The 16,250-nt window shown below is 60.0% G+C and carries 9 protein-coding genes; 3 read left to right on the top strand and 6 right to left on the bottom strand.

The features are described from left to right. From purL to B472_RS00355, 4 genes are all read right to left on the bottom strand, one after another. Positions 1-4,020: a phosphoribosylformylglycinamidine synthase gene (purL, locus tag B472_RS00370; protein ID WP_019427832.1), complete on the bottom strand. Its 4,020-nt coding sequence runs from the start codon at positions 4,018-4,020 to the stop codon at positions 1-3. Between the two features lie 196 nt (positions 4,021-4,216). Further along, the gene (locus B472_RS00365; protein ID WP_019427831.1) at positions 4,217-5,560 is read right to left on the bottom strand and encodes an NAD(P)H-dependent oxidoreductase; all 1,344 of its coding nucleotides are present in this window, start codon (positions 5,558-5,560) and stop codon (positions 4,217-4,219) included. Beyond that, the gene (locus tag B472_RS00360) at positions 5,557-6,429 is read right to left on the bottom strand and encodes a phytanoyl-CoA dioxygenase family protein (protein WP_019427830.1); all 873 of its coding nucleotides are present in this window, start codon (positions 6,427-6,429) and stop codon (positions 5,557-5,559) included. Before B472_RS00360 ends, B472_RS00365 begins: the two co-directional genes overlap by 4 nt. After that, the gene (locus tag B472_RS00355) at positions 6,426-7,112 is read right to left on the bottom strand and encodes a GntR family transcriptional regulator (protein WP_019427829.1); all 687 of its coding nucleotides are present in this window, start codon (positions 7,110-7,112) and stop codon (positions 6,426-6,428) included. The genes B472_RS00360 and B472_RS00355 overlap by 4 nt, the downstream gene beginning before the upstream one ends. A 156-nt stretch (positions 7,113-7,268) precedes the next feature. Here B472_RS00355 and map point away from each other — a divergent pair, with 156 nt between their 5' ends. Genes map through B472_RS00340 form a run of 3 tightly spaced genes read left to right on the top strand, consistent with a single transcriptional unit; the run spans position 7,269 to position 11,301 of the window. Beyond that, on the top strand, positions 7,269-8,084 hold the full coding sequence (gene map / locus B472_RS00350; RefSeq protein ID WP_019427828.1) for a type I methionyl aminopeptidase: 816 nt from the start codon (positions 7,269-7,271) through the stop codon (positions 8,082-8,084). 1 nt (position 8,085) lies between these two features. Beyond that, positions 8,086-10,725: a [protein-PII] uridylyltransferase gene (locus tag B472_RS00345; protein ID WP_019427827.1), complete on the top strand. Its 2,640-nt coding sequence runs from the start codon at positions 8,086-8,088 to the stop codon at positions 10,723-10,725. 9 nt (positions 10,726-10,734) lie between these two features. Further along, complete coding sequence (locus B472_RS00340; protein WP_116798546.1) at positions 10,735-11,301, top strand: flavin reductase family protein; 567 nt, start codon at positions 10,735-10,737, stop codon at positions 11,299-11,301. Between the two features lie 51 nt (positions 11,302-11,352). Here B472_RS00340 and B472_RS00335 read toward each other — a convergent pair whose 3' ends face one another. Together B472_RS00335 and B472_RS00330 are read right to left on the bottom strand one after the other, a co-directional pair. Continuing rightward, entirely contained in the window at positions 11,353-13,755 is a 2,403-nt protein-coding gene (locus B472_RS00335) for a YgiQ family radical SAM protein (protein WP_019427825.1), read from the bottom strand. Positions 13,756-13,821: 66 nt separating this feature from the next. After that, positions 13,822-16,095: an arginine/lysine/ornithine decarboxylase gene (locus B472_RS00330; RefSeq protein WP_019427824.1), complete on the bottom strand. Its 2,274-nt coding sequence runs from the start codon at positions 16,093-16,095 to the stop codon at positions 13,822-13,824. Positions 16,096-16,250 lie beyond the last annotated feature (155 nt).

Below are 16,250 nucleotides of genomic sequence, written 5' to 3'. Positions count from 1 at the left end.
TCAAGCCACCCACTTGCGGGCGTTTTGCCACACGCGCAGCCAGGGGCTGGAGTCGTTGATGTCGCCACTTGTCCAGCTCATCTGCACATTGCGGAACACGCGTTCGGGGTGCGGCATCATGGCCGTAAAACGCCCGTCCGCTGTGGTCACGGCGGTGAGGCCGCCCGCACTGCCGTTCGGGTTGAAAGGGTACTGCTCGGTGGCCTGGCCATGGTTGTCCACAAAGCGCATGGCGCCCAAAGCCTGCGCCGCATGGCCCCGGTGCTTGAAGTTGGCAAAGCCTTCGCCATGGGCCACCGCAATCGGCAAGCGGCTGCCCGCCATGCCCTGCAAAAACAAGCTGGGCGAATCCAGCACTTCGACCATGGACAGGCGGGCTTCAAAGCGCTCGCTCTGGTTGGTGGTGAAACGCGGCCAAGCTTCGGCGCCTGGAATGATGTCCGCCAATTCGGCAAACATCTGGCAGCCGTTGCAAACACCCAAACCAAAGCTGTCGCTGCGGCCAAAAAACGCCTTGAACTGCGCCGCCAGCGCTGGGTTGAAGGTGATGCTGCGCGCCCAGCCAATGCCAGCGCCTAAAGTGTCGCCATAACTGAAGCCACCGCAAGCGACCAAGCCTTTGAAGTCGGCCAAGTGGGCGCGACCCGATTGCAGGTCGGTCATGTGCACATCGTGCGACTCGAAACCGGCTTTGTGAAAGGCGTAAGCCATTTCGACATGCGAGTTGACGCCCTGTTCGCGCAAGATCGCCACTTTGGGGCGTGACAAATTCAGGAAGGGCGCGGCCACATTCTCGGCCGGGTCAAAACTCAGGGCCACATGCATGCCGGGGTCATCGGCACGGCCTGCGGCGGCGTGCTCGGCATCGGCGCAAACAGGGTTGTCGCGCAGTTGGCAAATCTTCCAGCTCACGCTGTCCCAGACTTGGTGCAGGTCTTCGAGCTTGGCTGAAAAAACCTCTTTCGTGTCGCGCCACACACTGAGTTCGCCCACGCCTTTTTGGATGGTCGATTGCACAGGCCGGGTCTTGCCAATCACATGCGTGTGCTTGGACAAGCCATGCTCGCGCAAGGTTTGCAGCACCGCATTGCGCTCGGCCGTGCGCACCTGCAGCACCACGCCCAACTCCTCGTTGAACAAGGCTTTGAGGGTGAGTTCGTCGCGTCGCGCACTGACCTGCCCGGCCCAGTTCTTGGCATCGCCATGGTCGGCGCGGCTGTCGCTGATGCCGTCGCCCTCCGTCACCAGCATGTCCACATTGAGCGCCACGCCCACATGGCCCGCGAAGGCCATTTCGGCCACAGCGGCCAGCAAGCCGCCATCGCTGCGGTCGTGGTAGGCCAGGATCTGGCCCTGACTGCGCAAGGTATTGATGGCTTGGACCAAGTTCACCAGCGCTTGCGGCTCTTCCAAATCGGGCACGCTGTCGCCAAACTGGCCCAGCACCTGACCCAGCACGCTGCCGCCCATGCGGTTTTGGCCTTGGCCCAGGTCGATCAGCAGCAAGCTGGTGTCGCCCTCTTGCGCATCCAGCTGCGGCGTCAAAGTGCCACGCACGTCGCTCAGGCTGGCAAAGGCGGTGACGATCAGGCTCACGGGTGAGGTGACTTTGTGGGTCTGTCCATCGGCCTGCCACTGGGTGCGCATCGACAAGCTGTCCTTGCCCACAGGGATGGAGATGCCCAGCGCCGGGCACAGTGCCATGCCGACGGCTTTGACGGTTTCAAACAAAGCGGCGTCTTCGCCCGGCTCACCACAAGCGGCCATCCAGTTGGCCGACAGTTTGACGCGGGACAACTCGATGGGCGCGGCCAGCAAATTGGTGATGGCCTCGGCCACCGCCATGCGGCCCGAGGCTGCGGCGTTGAGCGAGGCCAGCGGCGTGCGCTCGCCCAGGCTCATGGCTTCGCCAGCAAAGCTCGCGTAGTCGGCCAAGGTCACGGCCACATCGGCCACGGGCACTTGCCAAGGGCCAACCATCTGGTCGCGGTGCGTAAGGCCCCCCACGGCGCGGTCGCCGATGGTGATCAAAAAGCGCTTGGACGCCACCGTGGGGTGGCTCAGCACGTCAATCACGGCTTTTTGCAAACTCACGCCCGTCAAATCCATGGCAGGCGACTGGCGCACCACGGTCTGCACATCGCGGTGCATCTTGGGCGGCTTGCCCAAGAGCACGTCCATGGGCATGTCCACGGGCGACTCCTGGCCTGGGTCTTCCAGAACCAGCTGGCGCTCATCGGTGGCCACACCGATCACTGCAAACGGGCAACGCTCGCGCTCACAAAAGGCTTTGAACTGCGCCAATGACTCGGGCGCAATCGCCAGCACATAGCGCTCTTGACTTTCGTTGGACCAGATTTCTTTGGGGGACAGGCCGGACTCTTCGAGCTTGACGGCGCGCAAATCGAAGCGTGCGCCACGGCCCGCGTCATGGGTCAATTCGGGGAAGGCGTTGGACAAACCGCCCGCGCCCACGTCGTGGATGGCCAGGATCGGGTTGCCCCTACCGAAGGGGCCTCCATCTTTTCCTTGCGCCCAGCAGTGGTTGATGACCTCTTGCGCCCTGCGCTCGATCTCGGGGTTGCCGCGCTGCACCGAATCAAAATCCAGTTCAGCCGCGTTGGTGCCGGTGGCCATGGAGCTGGCCGCACTGCCGCCCATGCCAATGCGCATGCCAGGGCCGCCCAACTGGATCAGCAGGCTGCCTGCCGGGAATTGGATCTTTTGGGTTTGCTCGGCATCGATCTGGCCCAGACCGCCCGCGATCATGATGGGCTTGTGGTAGCCGCGCACCACGCCGTCCACGGTTTGTTCGTATTCCCGGAAATAGCCCAACAAGTTGGGTCGGCCAAATTCGTTGTTGAACGCCGCGCCACCCAAGGGGCCTTCGGTCATGATCTGCAAGGGGCTGGCGATGTGCACGGGCTTGCCGCCCGCTTGATCACTCATGCCGCCCCAAAGCTTGGACACAGTGAAACCACTCAAACCTGCCTTGGGCTTGGAGCCGCGCCCCGTGGCACCCTCGTCGCGGATCTCGCCGCCAGCGCCTGTGGATGCGCCAGGAAATGGCGAAATCGCGGTCGGGTGGTTGTGGGTTTCCACTTTCATCAGCACATGTTGCAGGGCTTGTTCGGCTTGGTAAGCCGCGCCCTTTCCGCTGCCATCATTGGCTGTTCGGGCCACAAAACGCTCCACCGTGTGGCCTGCCATCACCGAGGCGTTGTCGGAGTACGCCACCACGGTGTGCTGAGGACTGGTTTGGTGCGTGTGGCGGATCATGCCGAACAGGCTTTTGGGCTGGGCCACCCCGTCGATGGTGAAATCGGCGTTGAAAATCTTGTGGCGGCAGTGCTCGCTGTTGGCCTGCGCGAACATCATCAACTCCACATCGGTGGGGTTGCGCTTGAGACCCGTGAAAGCGGAGACCAAATAATCGATTTCGTCTTCGGCCAGGGCCAGGCCCCAGGTTTTGTTCGCTTCTTCCAATGCAGAACGGCCACCACCCAATACATCCACATGGGCCATGGGTGCAGGCTCCAGCGCCGTGAACAAGGCTTCGGCTTCATCGCGGCTGGGCATGGCCGACTCGGTCATGCGGTCGTGCAGCACGGCCGCCACCTGTTCCAACTGCTCGGGCCTCAACTTGGCGGTACTGAGCAAGCCCGATTTCATCGTCAAGCGGTATTCGGTCAGGCGTTCCACTCGGCGCACCCCCAACCCGCAGTTGTGTGCAATGTCGGTGGCTTTGGAGGCCCAAGGCGAGACGGTGCCCCATCGGGGGCTGACCACGATCAATGGGCCGTCAACCGGTCCGGTATAGGGTTCGCCGTAGGTCAACAAGGCGGACAAGGTCTGTTTTTGAGCGTCTTGCAGGGGCTGCACTGTGGCCACGAAATGCACAAAACGGGCGGAAATGCCCAGAATTTGCGGCGAAATGCTGGCCAAACGGGGCAAAAGCTGGGCAATGCGAAAGTCGCTGAGGGCGCTGGCGCCTTCAAAAGTCGTGATGTGCAGGGACACGGGGTGGCCTTGTAAAGAGACAGAAAACCGTCATTCCGGGGCCGCTGACTGGGGCTGGCCGGCAAAGGCGGTATTTTAACGGGGGAAACCCTTATCTGGAGTCAAGATGGACAGATCCATGACTGTCTTCATCCAGAAGAAAAAAGCCGTGCAGCGGATGCAACACGGCTTTCTGGATGTCCGACAAATGGACCGTTCAACCCAGCACCGAAGTCGCCTCCATCTCGCGCCGGATTTTGTAGGCGTGGGTGCTTGTGTCCATGGCCACGTCGTCCCAAGTGAGGCTTTGGCCTTTGGCCACGGGGCGAACGACCTTGACGCCGTGCGCCAAGCCCAGCGGCACCCCACCCATGCGCTTGGAGGTGGCGGCGGGCAGCAGCTTGCCCCATACGGTGTAGCCGCCCTCGCCGTCCAGCATATCGCCGGGTTTGAGGTCGCGCTTGGCGGTGGCCACCACGTCGGCGTTCCAGCCGATGGCCACGCCGGTGGGCTCGTTGCGCAGAGCGACACTGGCCACGCTCACGCCCACTTCCAGCCCAATCAGGTGCCAGCGCTTGTACAGCGTGAAGTAACGGCCCGAGGGGTCGGTGTGGGCGTTGTACTCTTCAAAACAGTTTTTGATGTAATCGGTCTCGGCCTCCACCGTGACCCACACGCCCATGCGGATGTCATAGGGGATTTTGCGGCCATCGGTTTCCAGGCTGGAAATCACCTCCACCATGCCCTTGCGCTCGAGCACGCCGCCTTCCGAGATGGGGCGGGTGACGTAGGGAATGTCTTCAACACTGGCAGGCGGGTAGAGCAAACCGTTGCTGGGCACGCCCAGGCCGGTGGCATTGGACACCGCCGTGCTCTCGATCGAGGGCTTGGAACCGTCCAAAAAGCTGTTGAACATTTTGGGGTTCAGACCCCCGCGCGCGGCTTGCTCGGGTGTGAGGCCGTAGTAGCCCCACACGGTTTCGGGCGTGGATTCGCTGAAGTGCGGCAGCCACTTGTGGCCACGGCCTGCCGCCACCACCGGAAAGCCGCAGGTGCGGGCCCAGTCCACCAGATCGCAAATGAGTGCAGGCTGGTCACCAAAGGCCAGCGAATACACCACACCTGCGGTTTGAGCGCGTGTGGCCAGCAGGGGGCCGCAAAAGGCATCGGCCTCCACGGTCACATTCACCACATGTTTGCGGTGGGCAAAAGCTTCCAAAATGTGGTCCACCGCGTGCAAGGGTGAGCCGGTGCATTCCACGACCACGTCCACCGCCGGGTGACGCACCAGGCTTTGCCAGTCATCGCCCACATGGGTGGTGCCGTGTTGGACGGCATCGTCCAGGCTGCGGGCCGACAGGCGCTCGGCCTCCCAGCCGACGCGGGCGAGGTTGGCGCGGGCGCCGTCGGGCGACAGGTCGGCAATGCCCACCAAATGCACACCGGGGGTGCGCGGAATTTGCGCCAAATACATGGCGCCGAATTTACCCGCACCAATCAGACCAATGCGGATGGGGCGGTTTTCTGCAGCGCGTTGCAGGAGTTTGGCGTGCAGGTTCATGCGGCTTCTTTCAACACATCCAACGAGGTTTTCAGGGCGCTTTCAGGCATGCCGGTCTTCCAGGGCAAGTCCACGGGGTAACTGTTCACCAAGCAGTCGTCGGGCAGGCAGCTGATGGGTGTGAAATCGCGGTGCGCGATGTATTCGGGTCGCTTGTGGCGGCGGATGTGGTTGGACACCGCACACAGGCTCAGGTACACACTCACTCGGTTCCAGGGCGACAAATTGCCGACCGATGCATGCACCAAGCAGCTGTGGAAGAGGATCATGGAGCCGGCTGGGCCCGTGGGGCTGACGATGCCACCCTCTTTGCCGCCGGCGCGCTCCACCAATTGGGCAATCAGGTCGTTGTCCACCGTCCACAAGGGGTAGCTGGTGGTCGACAGGTCATGTTTGGCTTCGACCACGCCTTTTTTGTGGCTGCCGGGGATGAACATCAGCGGGCCGTTGAAGGGGTTCACGTCGTCCAGAAAAATCGCCACGTTCATGGCCCGCTCGGTGGGCATCATGTCGTCGTTGAGCCAAGTGCCGTAGTCCTGGTGCCACTGCCACACATCGCCCTCAAAAGCCATCTTGCCGTTGATCTTGAATTGGTGCATGTACAGCTCTTCGCCAAACAGGTCTTGCACGGGCTCGATCATGCGGGGGTGCCGTGCCAATTTGGCAAAGGGCTCGCTGTACATGTGGGCCGCAAAGTTGGTGCGCACGGCGTCGCTGCCTTTTTCGCGCACGTTGTAGGCCTCGCGGCGGCTGTACAACTCCGGGACCGCGTCGGTCATGTTTTTGGTTTCTTCTGGGGTGAAGAGGCCAGGGAAAAACAAATAACCATCGCGGTCAAATTGTTCCAGTTGTTCGGGGGTCAGTCTCATGCTTGCGCTCCTGTTTGAAGGTGTTGAATTTGTTCGGAAAGTCGGGCCGTGAGTTGCACGCTGGCCTCATGGACGTGCTCTTGCACCAAGCGCACGGCCACATCGGCCTTGCCTGAGGCAATGGCTTGCGCAATGGCTTCGTGTTCGTCCCACACGGTTTGCCTCTGCTCAGATGACTGCAGCACCGCGCCCATGACCCGCTTGAGGTGGTGCCAGTGCAGCTCAATGCTTTGTGCAATGAGGGGGTTACCCGAAGCTTGGTAAATGGCACGGTGGAAAGCCAAATCGGCTTGGATCATGGCCTGCACGTCGCGCGTTTGGTGAACCCTGCGCCCTTGTTTCATGACCTCTGGGTCAATCTTGGCGCCCCGCTCGGCGGCCAAACGCACGGCCAGAGCATCCAGGCTGCCGCGCACTTGGTACACCTTGGCAATCCAGTTCACATCGAGTTGCGTGACCTGAACGCCTCGGCCAGGCGCGTCCTCGACAAACCCGTCTTTTTTGAGCAAACGCAGGGCTTGCAATACAGGTTGTCTTGACACTGCAAATCCTGCCGCAAGCTCTTCTTGGTTCAAGCGGGTGCCAGCTTGCAAGCTGCCTTCGCTGATGGCATCGAGCAATCGGGCATAGACCTGCTCCACCAAATCAGGCGCTGTCGTCAGTTGAATGCTTGGATTAGTCATCTCTGTATACAGAATACAAAAACCAGATGGGCTGCAGTGAGAGGGAAAACCCGATGACCAGGGTGCAAATCGGCCAAGGCGCCATCTCACGAAGGGCAAGAGGGGTCTTCAGGCACCCAGAACGAAAGCAGGGCTTGCGAATGGGATAATTGCGGCATGAGCATCACCATCAAAAGCAAGGAAGACGCCGCGGCCATGCGCATCGCCGGTCGTCTGGCCTCCGAAGTTCTGGACTTCATCACCCCTTTCGTCAAGCCCGGTGTCACCACCAACGAACTCGACAAGCTCTGCCACGACTACATCGTCGACGTTCAGCACGCCATCCCGGCCCCTTTGAACTACGCACCGGGCGGCTACAAGCCCTACCCCAAGTCCATCTGCACCTCGGTCAATCACCAGGTGTGCCACGGCATTCCGAACGACAAGCCGCTCAAAAAAGGGGACTCGGTGAACATCGACATCACGGTGATCAAAGACGGCTGGCACGGTGATACCAGCCGCATGTTCATGGTGGGAGATGGCACCATTGCCGCCAAGCGCTTGGCCGCCCTCACCTACGACGCCATGTGGAAAGGCATTGAGCAGGTCAAACCTGGCGCACATTTGGGCGACATCGGCCACGCCATCCAAAAGTTTGCCGAAGGCCACGGCTTTTCGGTGGTACGCGAGTTCTGCGGTCACGGTATCGGCCAGGTGTTCCACGAAGAACCCCAGGTGCTGCACTACGGCAAGCCAGGCACGCTCACCCAATTGGTCGCAGGCATGGTCTTCACCATTGAGCCCATGATCAACGCGGGCAAGCGCGACATCAAGGAAATGGGCGATGGCTGGACCATCATCACCAAGGACCACTCTTTGTCGGCTCAGTGGGAGCACACGGTGTTGGTCACCGAAACAGGCTACGAAGTGTTGACGGTGTCAGCGGGTTCGCCCGCCATCCCCAGCTTTGTGTCCGGCACCGCCGCTGCCTGACATGCAAACCCCTGCTCCGCTGGCCGATCTGGCCGTGCTGCGCGAGACCTACAAGCAAGACAAAGTCGCTGTGCTGTTGGGCTTGGCCAGCAGCACTTATGCCGCGCGGGGGCTCAAACAAACCTTGCGCCAGTTGTCGATCCTGGCCGACGGTTTGCTCATACAGCTGTGGCAGCAAGCGGGTTTTTCGCCAGAGCTTTGTTTGGTGGCAGTCGGTGGCTTTGGCCGCGCGGAGTTATTCCCCCAGTCGGATGTCGATGTCCTGGTGCTGTTGCCCAAGGGCGAGTCCCCCGAGCACACCCCAATGCTGCAAGCTCAGTTAGAGCGTTTCATTGGCAGCTGCTGGGACACGGGCCTGGACATTGGCTCCAGCGTGCGCACCGTCGAAGAATGCTTGGCCGAGGCCGCCAAAGACATCACGGTTCAGACGTCCTTGCTGGAGTCCCGCAGGGTCACCGGCAACACCCATTTGTTTGGTGATTTTCAGCAGCGTTTTCAAGCCGCCATGGACCCGCAAGCCTTCATGGTGGCCAAGACGCTGGAGATGCGCCAACGCCACAACAAGTTTGAGAACACCCCTTACGCCCTCGAGCCCAACTGCAAAGAATCCCCCGGGGGTCTGCGCGACCTGCAAGTGATCTTGTGGGTCGCCCGTGCAGCAGGTTTGGGCCACAGCTGGGACGAGTTGGCCCGCAAGGGTTTGGCCACCCCGCTTGAAGCACGCCAAATCAAACGCAACGAAGCCTTGCTCGGCTTGATCCGCGCCCGTTTGCACCTGCAAGCCAAGCGCCGTGAAGACCGATTGGTGTTTGACCTGCAAACCAGTGTGGCCGAAACCTTTGGCTTCAGCTCGGACGTGACACCTGAGGGCCGCTTGGCTTTGCGGGCCAGCGAGAAACTGATGCGCCAGTATTACTGGGCGGCCAAGGCGGTGACCCAACTCAACCAGATTTTGTTGCTGAACATTGAGGACCGCCTGAAGACCGAACGTGGCGAAAGCATTGACCATTTCCGTCCATTGAACGAACGCTTTTTTGAAAAAGCCGGTCTGATCGAAGTGGCCAGTGACGACTTGTACCAAAAGCACCCGCACGCCATCCTAGAAACCTTTTTGCTTTACCAAGCGACACCCGGCCTCAAGGGCCTGTCGGCACGAACGCTGCGGGCGCTGTACAACGTGCGCTCGGTCATGAACGGGCGGTTTCGGGCTGACCCGGTCAACCGGCAAACGTTTTTGCAGATCCTGCAGCAACCACAAGGCATCACACATGCCCTGCGCCTGATGAACGACACCTCGGTGCTGGGCCGCTATTTGTGGGTGTTTCGGCGCATCGTGGGCCAAATGCAGCACGACCTGTTTCATGCGTACACGGTGGACCAACACATCTTGATGGTGCTGCGCAACGTGCGACGGTTTTTCATGGCCGAACACACCCACGAATACCCCTTGTGCTCTCAGCTGGCCAGCGACTGGGACAAGCCCTGGATCTTGTATGCGGCCGCCTTGTTCCACGACATCGCCAAAGGCCGTGGCGGTGACCACTCCAAGCTGGGTTGCACCGAGGTGCGCACCTTTTGCAGGCAACATGGTGTCGACAAAGAAGACGCCAAACTGGTGGAGTTTTTGGTCAGCGAACACCTGACCATGAGCCATGTGGCCCAAAAAGAAGACCTGGGCAACCCGGAAGTCATTGCCCGGTTTGCACAACGGGTGGGCGACGAGCGGCATCTGACGGCGCTGTATCTCTTGACCGTGGCCGACATCCGGGGCACCAGCCCCAAGGTTTGGAACGCCTGGAAAGGCAAACTGCTGGAAGACCTGTACAAGGCCACTTTGCGTGTGCTGGGCGGCAGCGCCCCCGATGCCAACACCGAAGTGCAGGCCAGAAAACGCGAAGCCCTGATTGAATTGGCCCGCCAAGCACAACCTCACGAAGGCCACAAAGCCCTCTGGGACACCTTGGACGTGAGCTACTTCATGCGCCACGATGCCTCAGACATCGCATGGCACGCCAGGCAACTCTCGCGCCATGTGGCCTTGCCCGAAGCCTCACCAGCCCGTGCCATCGTGCGTGCCCGGCCATCCCCTGTGGGGGAAGGCTTGCAGGTTTTGGTGTTCACACCGGATCAGCCCGACTTGTTTGCCCGCATCTGCGGTCACTTTGACCAATCGGGCTTCAGCATCCTCGATGCACGGGTGCACACCACGCGCACCGGTTGGGCGCTGGACACGTTTCAAATCGTCACGTCCATGCTGCCCGAGCACTACCGTGAACTCATGACCATGGTCGAATCAGGTTTGGCACAAGCCCTCGATCAACAAGGCCCCTTGCCCACGCCATCGCGAGGCCGTGTGTCCAGGCGGGTCAAAAGCTTTCCCATCACCCCGCGCGTCAGCCTCAGCCCCGACGAAAAAGCCCAAAAATGGCTGCTCAGCATCTCGGCCAGTGACCGCATGGGCTTGCTCTACAGCGTTGCCACGGTGCTGGCACGTCATGGCATACAGCTGCACTTGGCCAAAATCAGCACCTTGGGCGAGCGGGTTGAAGACAACTTCCTCATCAGCGGCCCCGAGTTGCAACACAACCGGGCGCAAATACAAATCGAAACCGAGTTGCTGCAAACCTTGCAGCCCTCCTGAATGAAACCCATGAACCTGCCCCTGCCCAAGACTTCTCACATCACGACCCACGACCCTTATGCCGCTGACCGAGACTTGCCGCCCGGACGCCCAGAAAACACCGGTGACTATAAAAAAGCCTTGGCTTGCTTTGGCACAGGGGTGACCGTGATCACGGCTCACCACGACTGGCAAGACGTGGGCATGACCTGCAACTCTTTCAGCTCGGTGTCGCTCAACCCGGCCATGGTCTTGTGGAGCATCCGCAAAGCGGCCAGCAGTTTGATCGCTTTCACCGAATCGAATGGTTTCATGGTGAATGTGCTGGCGCACGACCAACAAGCGCTGGCCATGCAATTTGCCACTGGCACCATGACCGATCGTTTTATGGGTGTGCCGGCGGAACGACACCACAGCGATCGCCTGCGCTTGGCCGGCACAGTGGCATGGTTTGACTGCGACTTGCACCAACTGGTGGACGCAGGCGATCATTTGATTGTGCTGGGCAAGGTGCGCGATTACGGTTGGAACGACACCCCAGCATTGGCTTACAGCGCAAGCCAATTTGGTGTTTTCAATGCGGTGCCCGCCGCTTAAGCGGGGACCTTCTCAGGCGTTTCAGGGCATGGCCTGAATCTCAAAATGTCGTCAACTCTTGCGGCGCGGTGGTAAGCCCGTGTGCTGGGTGAGGAGCTGCCCTGCTTTGGGCTGAGCATTTGAAGCCCCCGCAGAGCGCTTGGCGGTTGACAAAGACACCGAGGACTTGGCCCCTGCACCCGTGCTGTTTTTGCGTCGTGCGCTTTGGTAGCCTTCTTCGGCCAATGGTTGCCAGCTGGGGATCAAGTGGTGTTTGCCATTGCCAATCAGGTCAGAACGGCCCATGGCTTTCAAAGCCTCTCGCAGCAACGGCCAGTTGTTCGCGTCGTGGTAGCGCAAAAACGCCTTGTGCAGGCGGCGGCGTTTGTCGCCTTTGACGACGTCGACTTTTTCACTGTCGCGGGTGATTTTGCGCAGCGGGTTGCGGGTGGAGTGGTACATGGCCGTGGCCGTGGCCATGGGGCTGGGGTAGAAGGTCTGCACCTGGTCGGCCCTGAAGCCATTCTTTTTGAGCCAGACGGCCAAGTTCATCATGTCTTCGTCGCTGGTGCCGGGGTGCGCGGCGATGAAGTAAGGGATGAGAAACTGCTTTTTGCCGGCCTCTTCGCTGTACTTGTCAAACATCTGTTTGAACTTGTCGTAGCTGCCGATGCCCGGCTTCATCATTTTGGACAGCGGACCGCCTTCGGTGTGCTCAGGCGCGATCTTGAGGTAACCGCCCACATGGTGCTGGACCAGTTCTTTGACGTACTCGGGGGACTGCACAGCCAAGTCATAACGCAGGCCAGAGCCGATCAGGATCTTCTTGATGCCCTTCAGATTGCGCGCCCGGCGGTACATGTTGATCAGCGGGCCATGGTCGGTGGTCAGGTTCTGGCAGATGCCTGGGAACACGCAGCTGGGTTTGCGGCAGGCCGACTCGATGGCTGGGCTCTTGCAACCCAGACGGTACATGTTGGCCGTGGGGCCACCCAGGTCAGAGATGACACCTGTGAAACCCTTGACCTTGTCACGGATCTCTTCCACCTCGCGGATGATGGATTCTTCAGAGCGGCTTTGGATGATGCGGCCTTCGTGCTCGGTGATCGAGCAAAAGGTGCAGCCGCCAAAGCAGCCACGCATGATGTTGACCGAGAAGCGGATCATCTCCCAAGCGGGGATTTTGGTCGCGTGGTCATGGCTGCCGTTTTCATCGGCGTAGCGTGGGTGTGGGCTGCGCGCATAGGGCAGGTCAAACACCAAGTCCATCTCGGCCGTGGTGAGCGGGATGGGCGGCGGTGTGATCCACACGTCGCGGGCGGTGGCGCCCTCCCCGTGCGCTTGCACCAAGCAGCGGGCGTTGCCGGGGTTGGTTTCCAGGTGCAGCACGCGGTTGGCGTGGGCGTACAGCACGGCGTCGCTTTTGACCTGTTCGTAACTGGGCAGGCGGATCACGCTCTTGTCGCGGGGCGGGACTTTGTGGGTGCCTTTGCCACGCAAAGCGGGGTTGGGCACAAAGGTGAGCGGCTGAATGGCCGCTTGCACGGTGCGGGCTTGGGCCACTGCGGCGGACAAATCGGCCTCGATGCCCTGCGTGCTTTTGGCGTTATGGCCCTCGGCCACTTCCTTGGCCTCTTCCTCTCGTGCACAGGTGGCGCCCTGCTCTCTCGCTTGATCCGAGATCATTAAATAGGGGTTGATGTGCGCCTCGACGTGACCGGGCGTGTCAACGCTGGTGGAGTCAATTTCAAACCAGCCGGAAGCCGATTCGTCGCCTTGGCGGCGCACAAAGGCTGTGCCTCGCACATCGGTGATTTTTTGCACAGCCTCTCTCGCCGCCAAGCGGTGGGCGATCTCAACAATCGCCCGCTCAGCGTTGCCATACAGCAGCAGGTCGCACTTGCTGTCCACCACCACCGAGCGGCGGACTTTGTCAGACCAGTAGTCGTAATGCGCGATGCGCCGCAGACTGCCTTCGATGCCGCCCAGCACAATGGGCACCTCAGGAAAGGCCTCGCGGCATCGCTGGCTGTAGACGATGGCGGCGCGGTCGGGGCGTTTGCCACCCACATCGCCCGGGGTGTAGGCATCGTCGGTGCGAATTTTGCGGTCCGCTGTGTAGCGGTTGATCATGGAATCCATGTTGCCGCTGGTCACGCCCCAAAACAGATTGGGTTTGCCCAGAGTCTTGAAGGCCTCAGCGCTGGTCCAGTCGGGCTGGGCAATGATGCCGACCCTGAAACCTTGGTTTTCGAGCATGCGCCCGATGACGGCCATGCCGAAACTGGGGTGGTCCACATAGGCATCGCCCGTGACCAGAACAATGTCACAGCTGTCCCAGCCCAGCAGGGTCATTTCTTCGCGGCTCATCGGCAAAAATGGGGCCGTGCCAAAGCGCTGAGCCCAGAACTTGCGGTAACTGGACAGCGGCTTGGCGTCGCGTGGGAAAAAAGAGACGTCTACAAAGGCGTTCATGGCAAGGCTATTGGGGTAACCCATGAGTGTAGGGGCACCGGGGTAGACCTGCGTTGGGGGTGGACATCAGGCCATGACGCAGTCAGCGTAGTAGCGTTTTTTGCCCTCATCGTCCGTGATCTCGACCAAACCATGAATATCGGTCTCAAACCCTGGGCACTTCTCGTTGAACTCGCGTGCAAACTTGAGGTAGTCCACGATCTTCTTGTTGAAGACTTCACCGGGAATCAAAAGCGGAATGCCCGGTGGGTAAGGCGTGACCAAGCCCACGGTGATGCGGCCTTCCAGGTGATCGATTTCCACCCGCTCGGTCTTGCGCTGGGCGATGTGGGCATAGGCGTCTGAGGGGCGCATGGCCGGAGCCAAATCCGACAAGTACATGTCGGTGGTCAAGATGGCGATGTCGTACTTGGCATACATCTCGTGCACATGCTGGCACAGGTCACGCAGGCCCATGCGCTCGTAGCGAGGATGCTTTTGGCAGAACTCCGGCATGATTTTCCACATCGGCTGGTTCTTGGCGTATTCGTCCTTGAACTGCTGCAGTGCGGTGAGCAAGGTATTCCAGCGGCCCTTGGTGATGCCGATGGTGAACATGATGAAGAAGCTGTAGAGGCCCGTCTTCTCGACCACCACACCGTGCTCGGTCAAAAACTTGCTGACGATGGACGCGGGAATACCGGTCTTGTCGAACTTGCCATCCAGATCGAGGCCAGGCGTGACGATGGTGGACTTGATCGGGTCCAGCATGTTGAAGCCATCGGCCAGTTGCTGACCAAAACCGTGCCACTTGCTGGCTTTTTTACGAGGGTCGTTGCGCAAGATCCAGTCGTCAGCTCGGCCAATGCCTTCTTCGGCAAACTTCTCGGGGCCCCACACTTTGAACCACCAATCCTTGCCGTATTCGGCATCGATTTTGCGCATGGCCCGGCGGAAGTCCAGCGCCTCGGCAATGCTTTCCTCCACCAATGCTGTGCCACCGGGTGGCTCCATCATGGCAGCAGCCACATCGCAGCTGGCAATGATGCTGTACTGCGGCGAGGTCGAGGTGTGCATCAGATAGGCTTCGTTGAACAAGTGCCTGTCGAGTTTGACGTTTTGGGCGTCTTGCACCAACACATGGCTGGCTTGGCTGATGCCGGCCAGCAACTTGTGGATGGATTGGGTGGCATACACCATGGACTCTTTGGGTCGTGCGCGCTTTTTGCCCATCGCGTGGTACGGGCCATAAAACGGGTGGAAAGCCGCGTGCGGGAGCCAAGCTTCATCGAAATGGAGGTTGTCGACGTAGCCGTCCAGCATGGACTTGATGGTCTCGGTGTTGTAGAGCACGCCGTCGTAGGTGGACTGCGTAAGCGTCATCACGCGGGGTTTGACCTTTTTAGGGTCCACACCCTTGAGCAAGGGGTTGGCTTTGATCTTGGCCATGATGGCCGCGGGCTCGAACTCGCTCTTGGGTATGGGGCCAATGATGCCGAAATGGTTGCGCGTGGGCTTCATGAAGACTGGCACAGCGCCGGTCATGATGATGGCGTGCAAGATCGACTTGTGGCAATTGCGGTCCACCACCACCACGTCACCCGGCGCCACGGTGTGGTGCCACACCATTTTGTTGGAGGTGCTGGTACCGTTGGTCACAAAGAAACAATGGTCTGCGTTGAAAATGCGGGCCGCATTGCGCTCGCTTTCGCCAATCGCGCCGTTGTGGTCCAGCAGCTGACCCAGCTCTTCCACCGCGTTACACACGTCGGCACGCAGCATGTTCTCGCCATAAAACTGGTGGTACATCTGACCGACAGGGCTTTTCAAGAAAGCCACTCCACCCGAGTGACCCGGGCAGTGCCAAGAGTAAGAGCCATCTTCCGCGTAATCAAGCAAGGCTTTGAAGAAAGGGGGTTGCACGCCCTCGAGGTAGCTTTTGGCCTCGCGGATGATGTGTCGCGCCACAAACTCGGGCGTGTCTTCAAACATGTGGATGAAGCCATGCAACTCACGCAAAATGTCGTTGGGCAAATGGCGCGAAGTTTTGGTCTCGCCATAGATGTAAATGGGCACATCGGCGTTTTTGCGCCGGACTTCGTCAATGAAGGCGCGCAAATTGATCACGGCCGGATCCAGGTCGGGTCCGGGTGAAAACTCTTCGTCGTCGATCGACAAAATGAAGGCACTGGCGCGGCTTTGCTGTTGGGCAAACTGCGACAAGTCGCCATAACTGGTCACACCCAGCACTTCCAGACCTTCAGCCACGATGGCGTCGGCCAATGCCCGGATGCCCAAGCCCGAGGTGTTTTCGGAGCGGTAGTCTTCGTCAATGATGACGATGGGGAAACGAAATTTCATGGGCTGATGGGGCGTTGTGCCGATGGAGGGACAAAGAAATTCAAACGAAGGCGAAGTTTAAGGATAAAAAGCCTCCGCAAAGCGCGTCAAACCACAAAATGGCAAAAAACTGGTCGTGCCAAGTCTTGAGAACCGTCACAACAATCGGCACCATG

Origin of the sequence: Limnohabitans sp. Rim28 (assembly GCF_000293865.2) — a bacterium.
Taxonomy (GTDB): domain Bacteria; phylum Pseudomonadota; class Gammaproteobacteria; order Burkholderiales; family Burkholderiaceae_C; genus Limnohabitans_A.
Note: the sequence above shows the minus strand (reverse complement) of the source record. Positions and strands in the feature narration are given on the sequence as shown.

What these genes read in the sequence shown, in the direction of transcription:
- B472_RS00365 (WP_019427831.1), bottom strand. Translation starts at nt 5,560, where the DNA reads ATGAACCTGCACGCCAAACTCCTGCAACGCGCTGCAGAAAACCGCCCC.
- B472_RS00360 (WP_019427830.1), bottom strand. Translation starts at nt 6,429, where the DNA reads ATGAGACTGACCCCCGAACAACTGGAACAATTTGACCGCGATGGTTAT.
- B472_RS00355 (WP_019427829.1), bottom strand. Translation starts at nt 7,112, where the DNA reads ATGACTAATCCAAGCATTCAACTGACGACAGCGCCTGATTTGGTGGAG.
- map (WP_019427828.1), top strand. Translation starts at nt 7,269, where the DNA reads ATGAGCATCACCATCAAAAGCAAGGAAGACGCCGCGGCCATGCGCATC.
- B472_RS00345 (WP_019427827.1), top strand. Translation starts at nt 8,086, where the DNA reads ATGCAAACCCCTGCTCCGCTGGCCGATCTGGCCGTGCTGCGCGAGACC.
- B472_RS00340 (WP_116798546.1), top strand. Translation starts at nt 10,735, where the DNA reads ATGAACCTGCCCCTGCCCAAGACTTCTCACATCACGACCCACGACCCT.
- B472_RS00335 (WP_019427825.1), bottom strand. Translation starts at nt 13,755, where the DNA reads ATGAACGCCTTTGTAGACGTCTCTTTTTTCCCACGCGACGCCAAGCCG.
- B472_RS00330 (WP_019427824.1), bottom strand. Translation starts at nt 16,095, where the DNA reads ATGAAATTTCGTTTCCCCATCGTCATCATTGACGAAGACTACCGCTCC.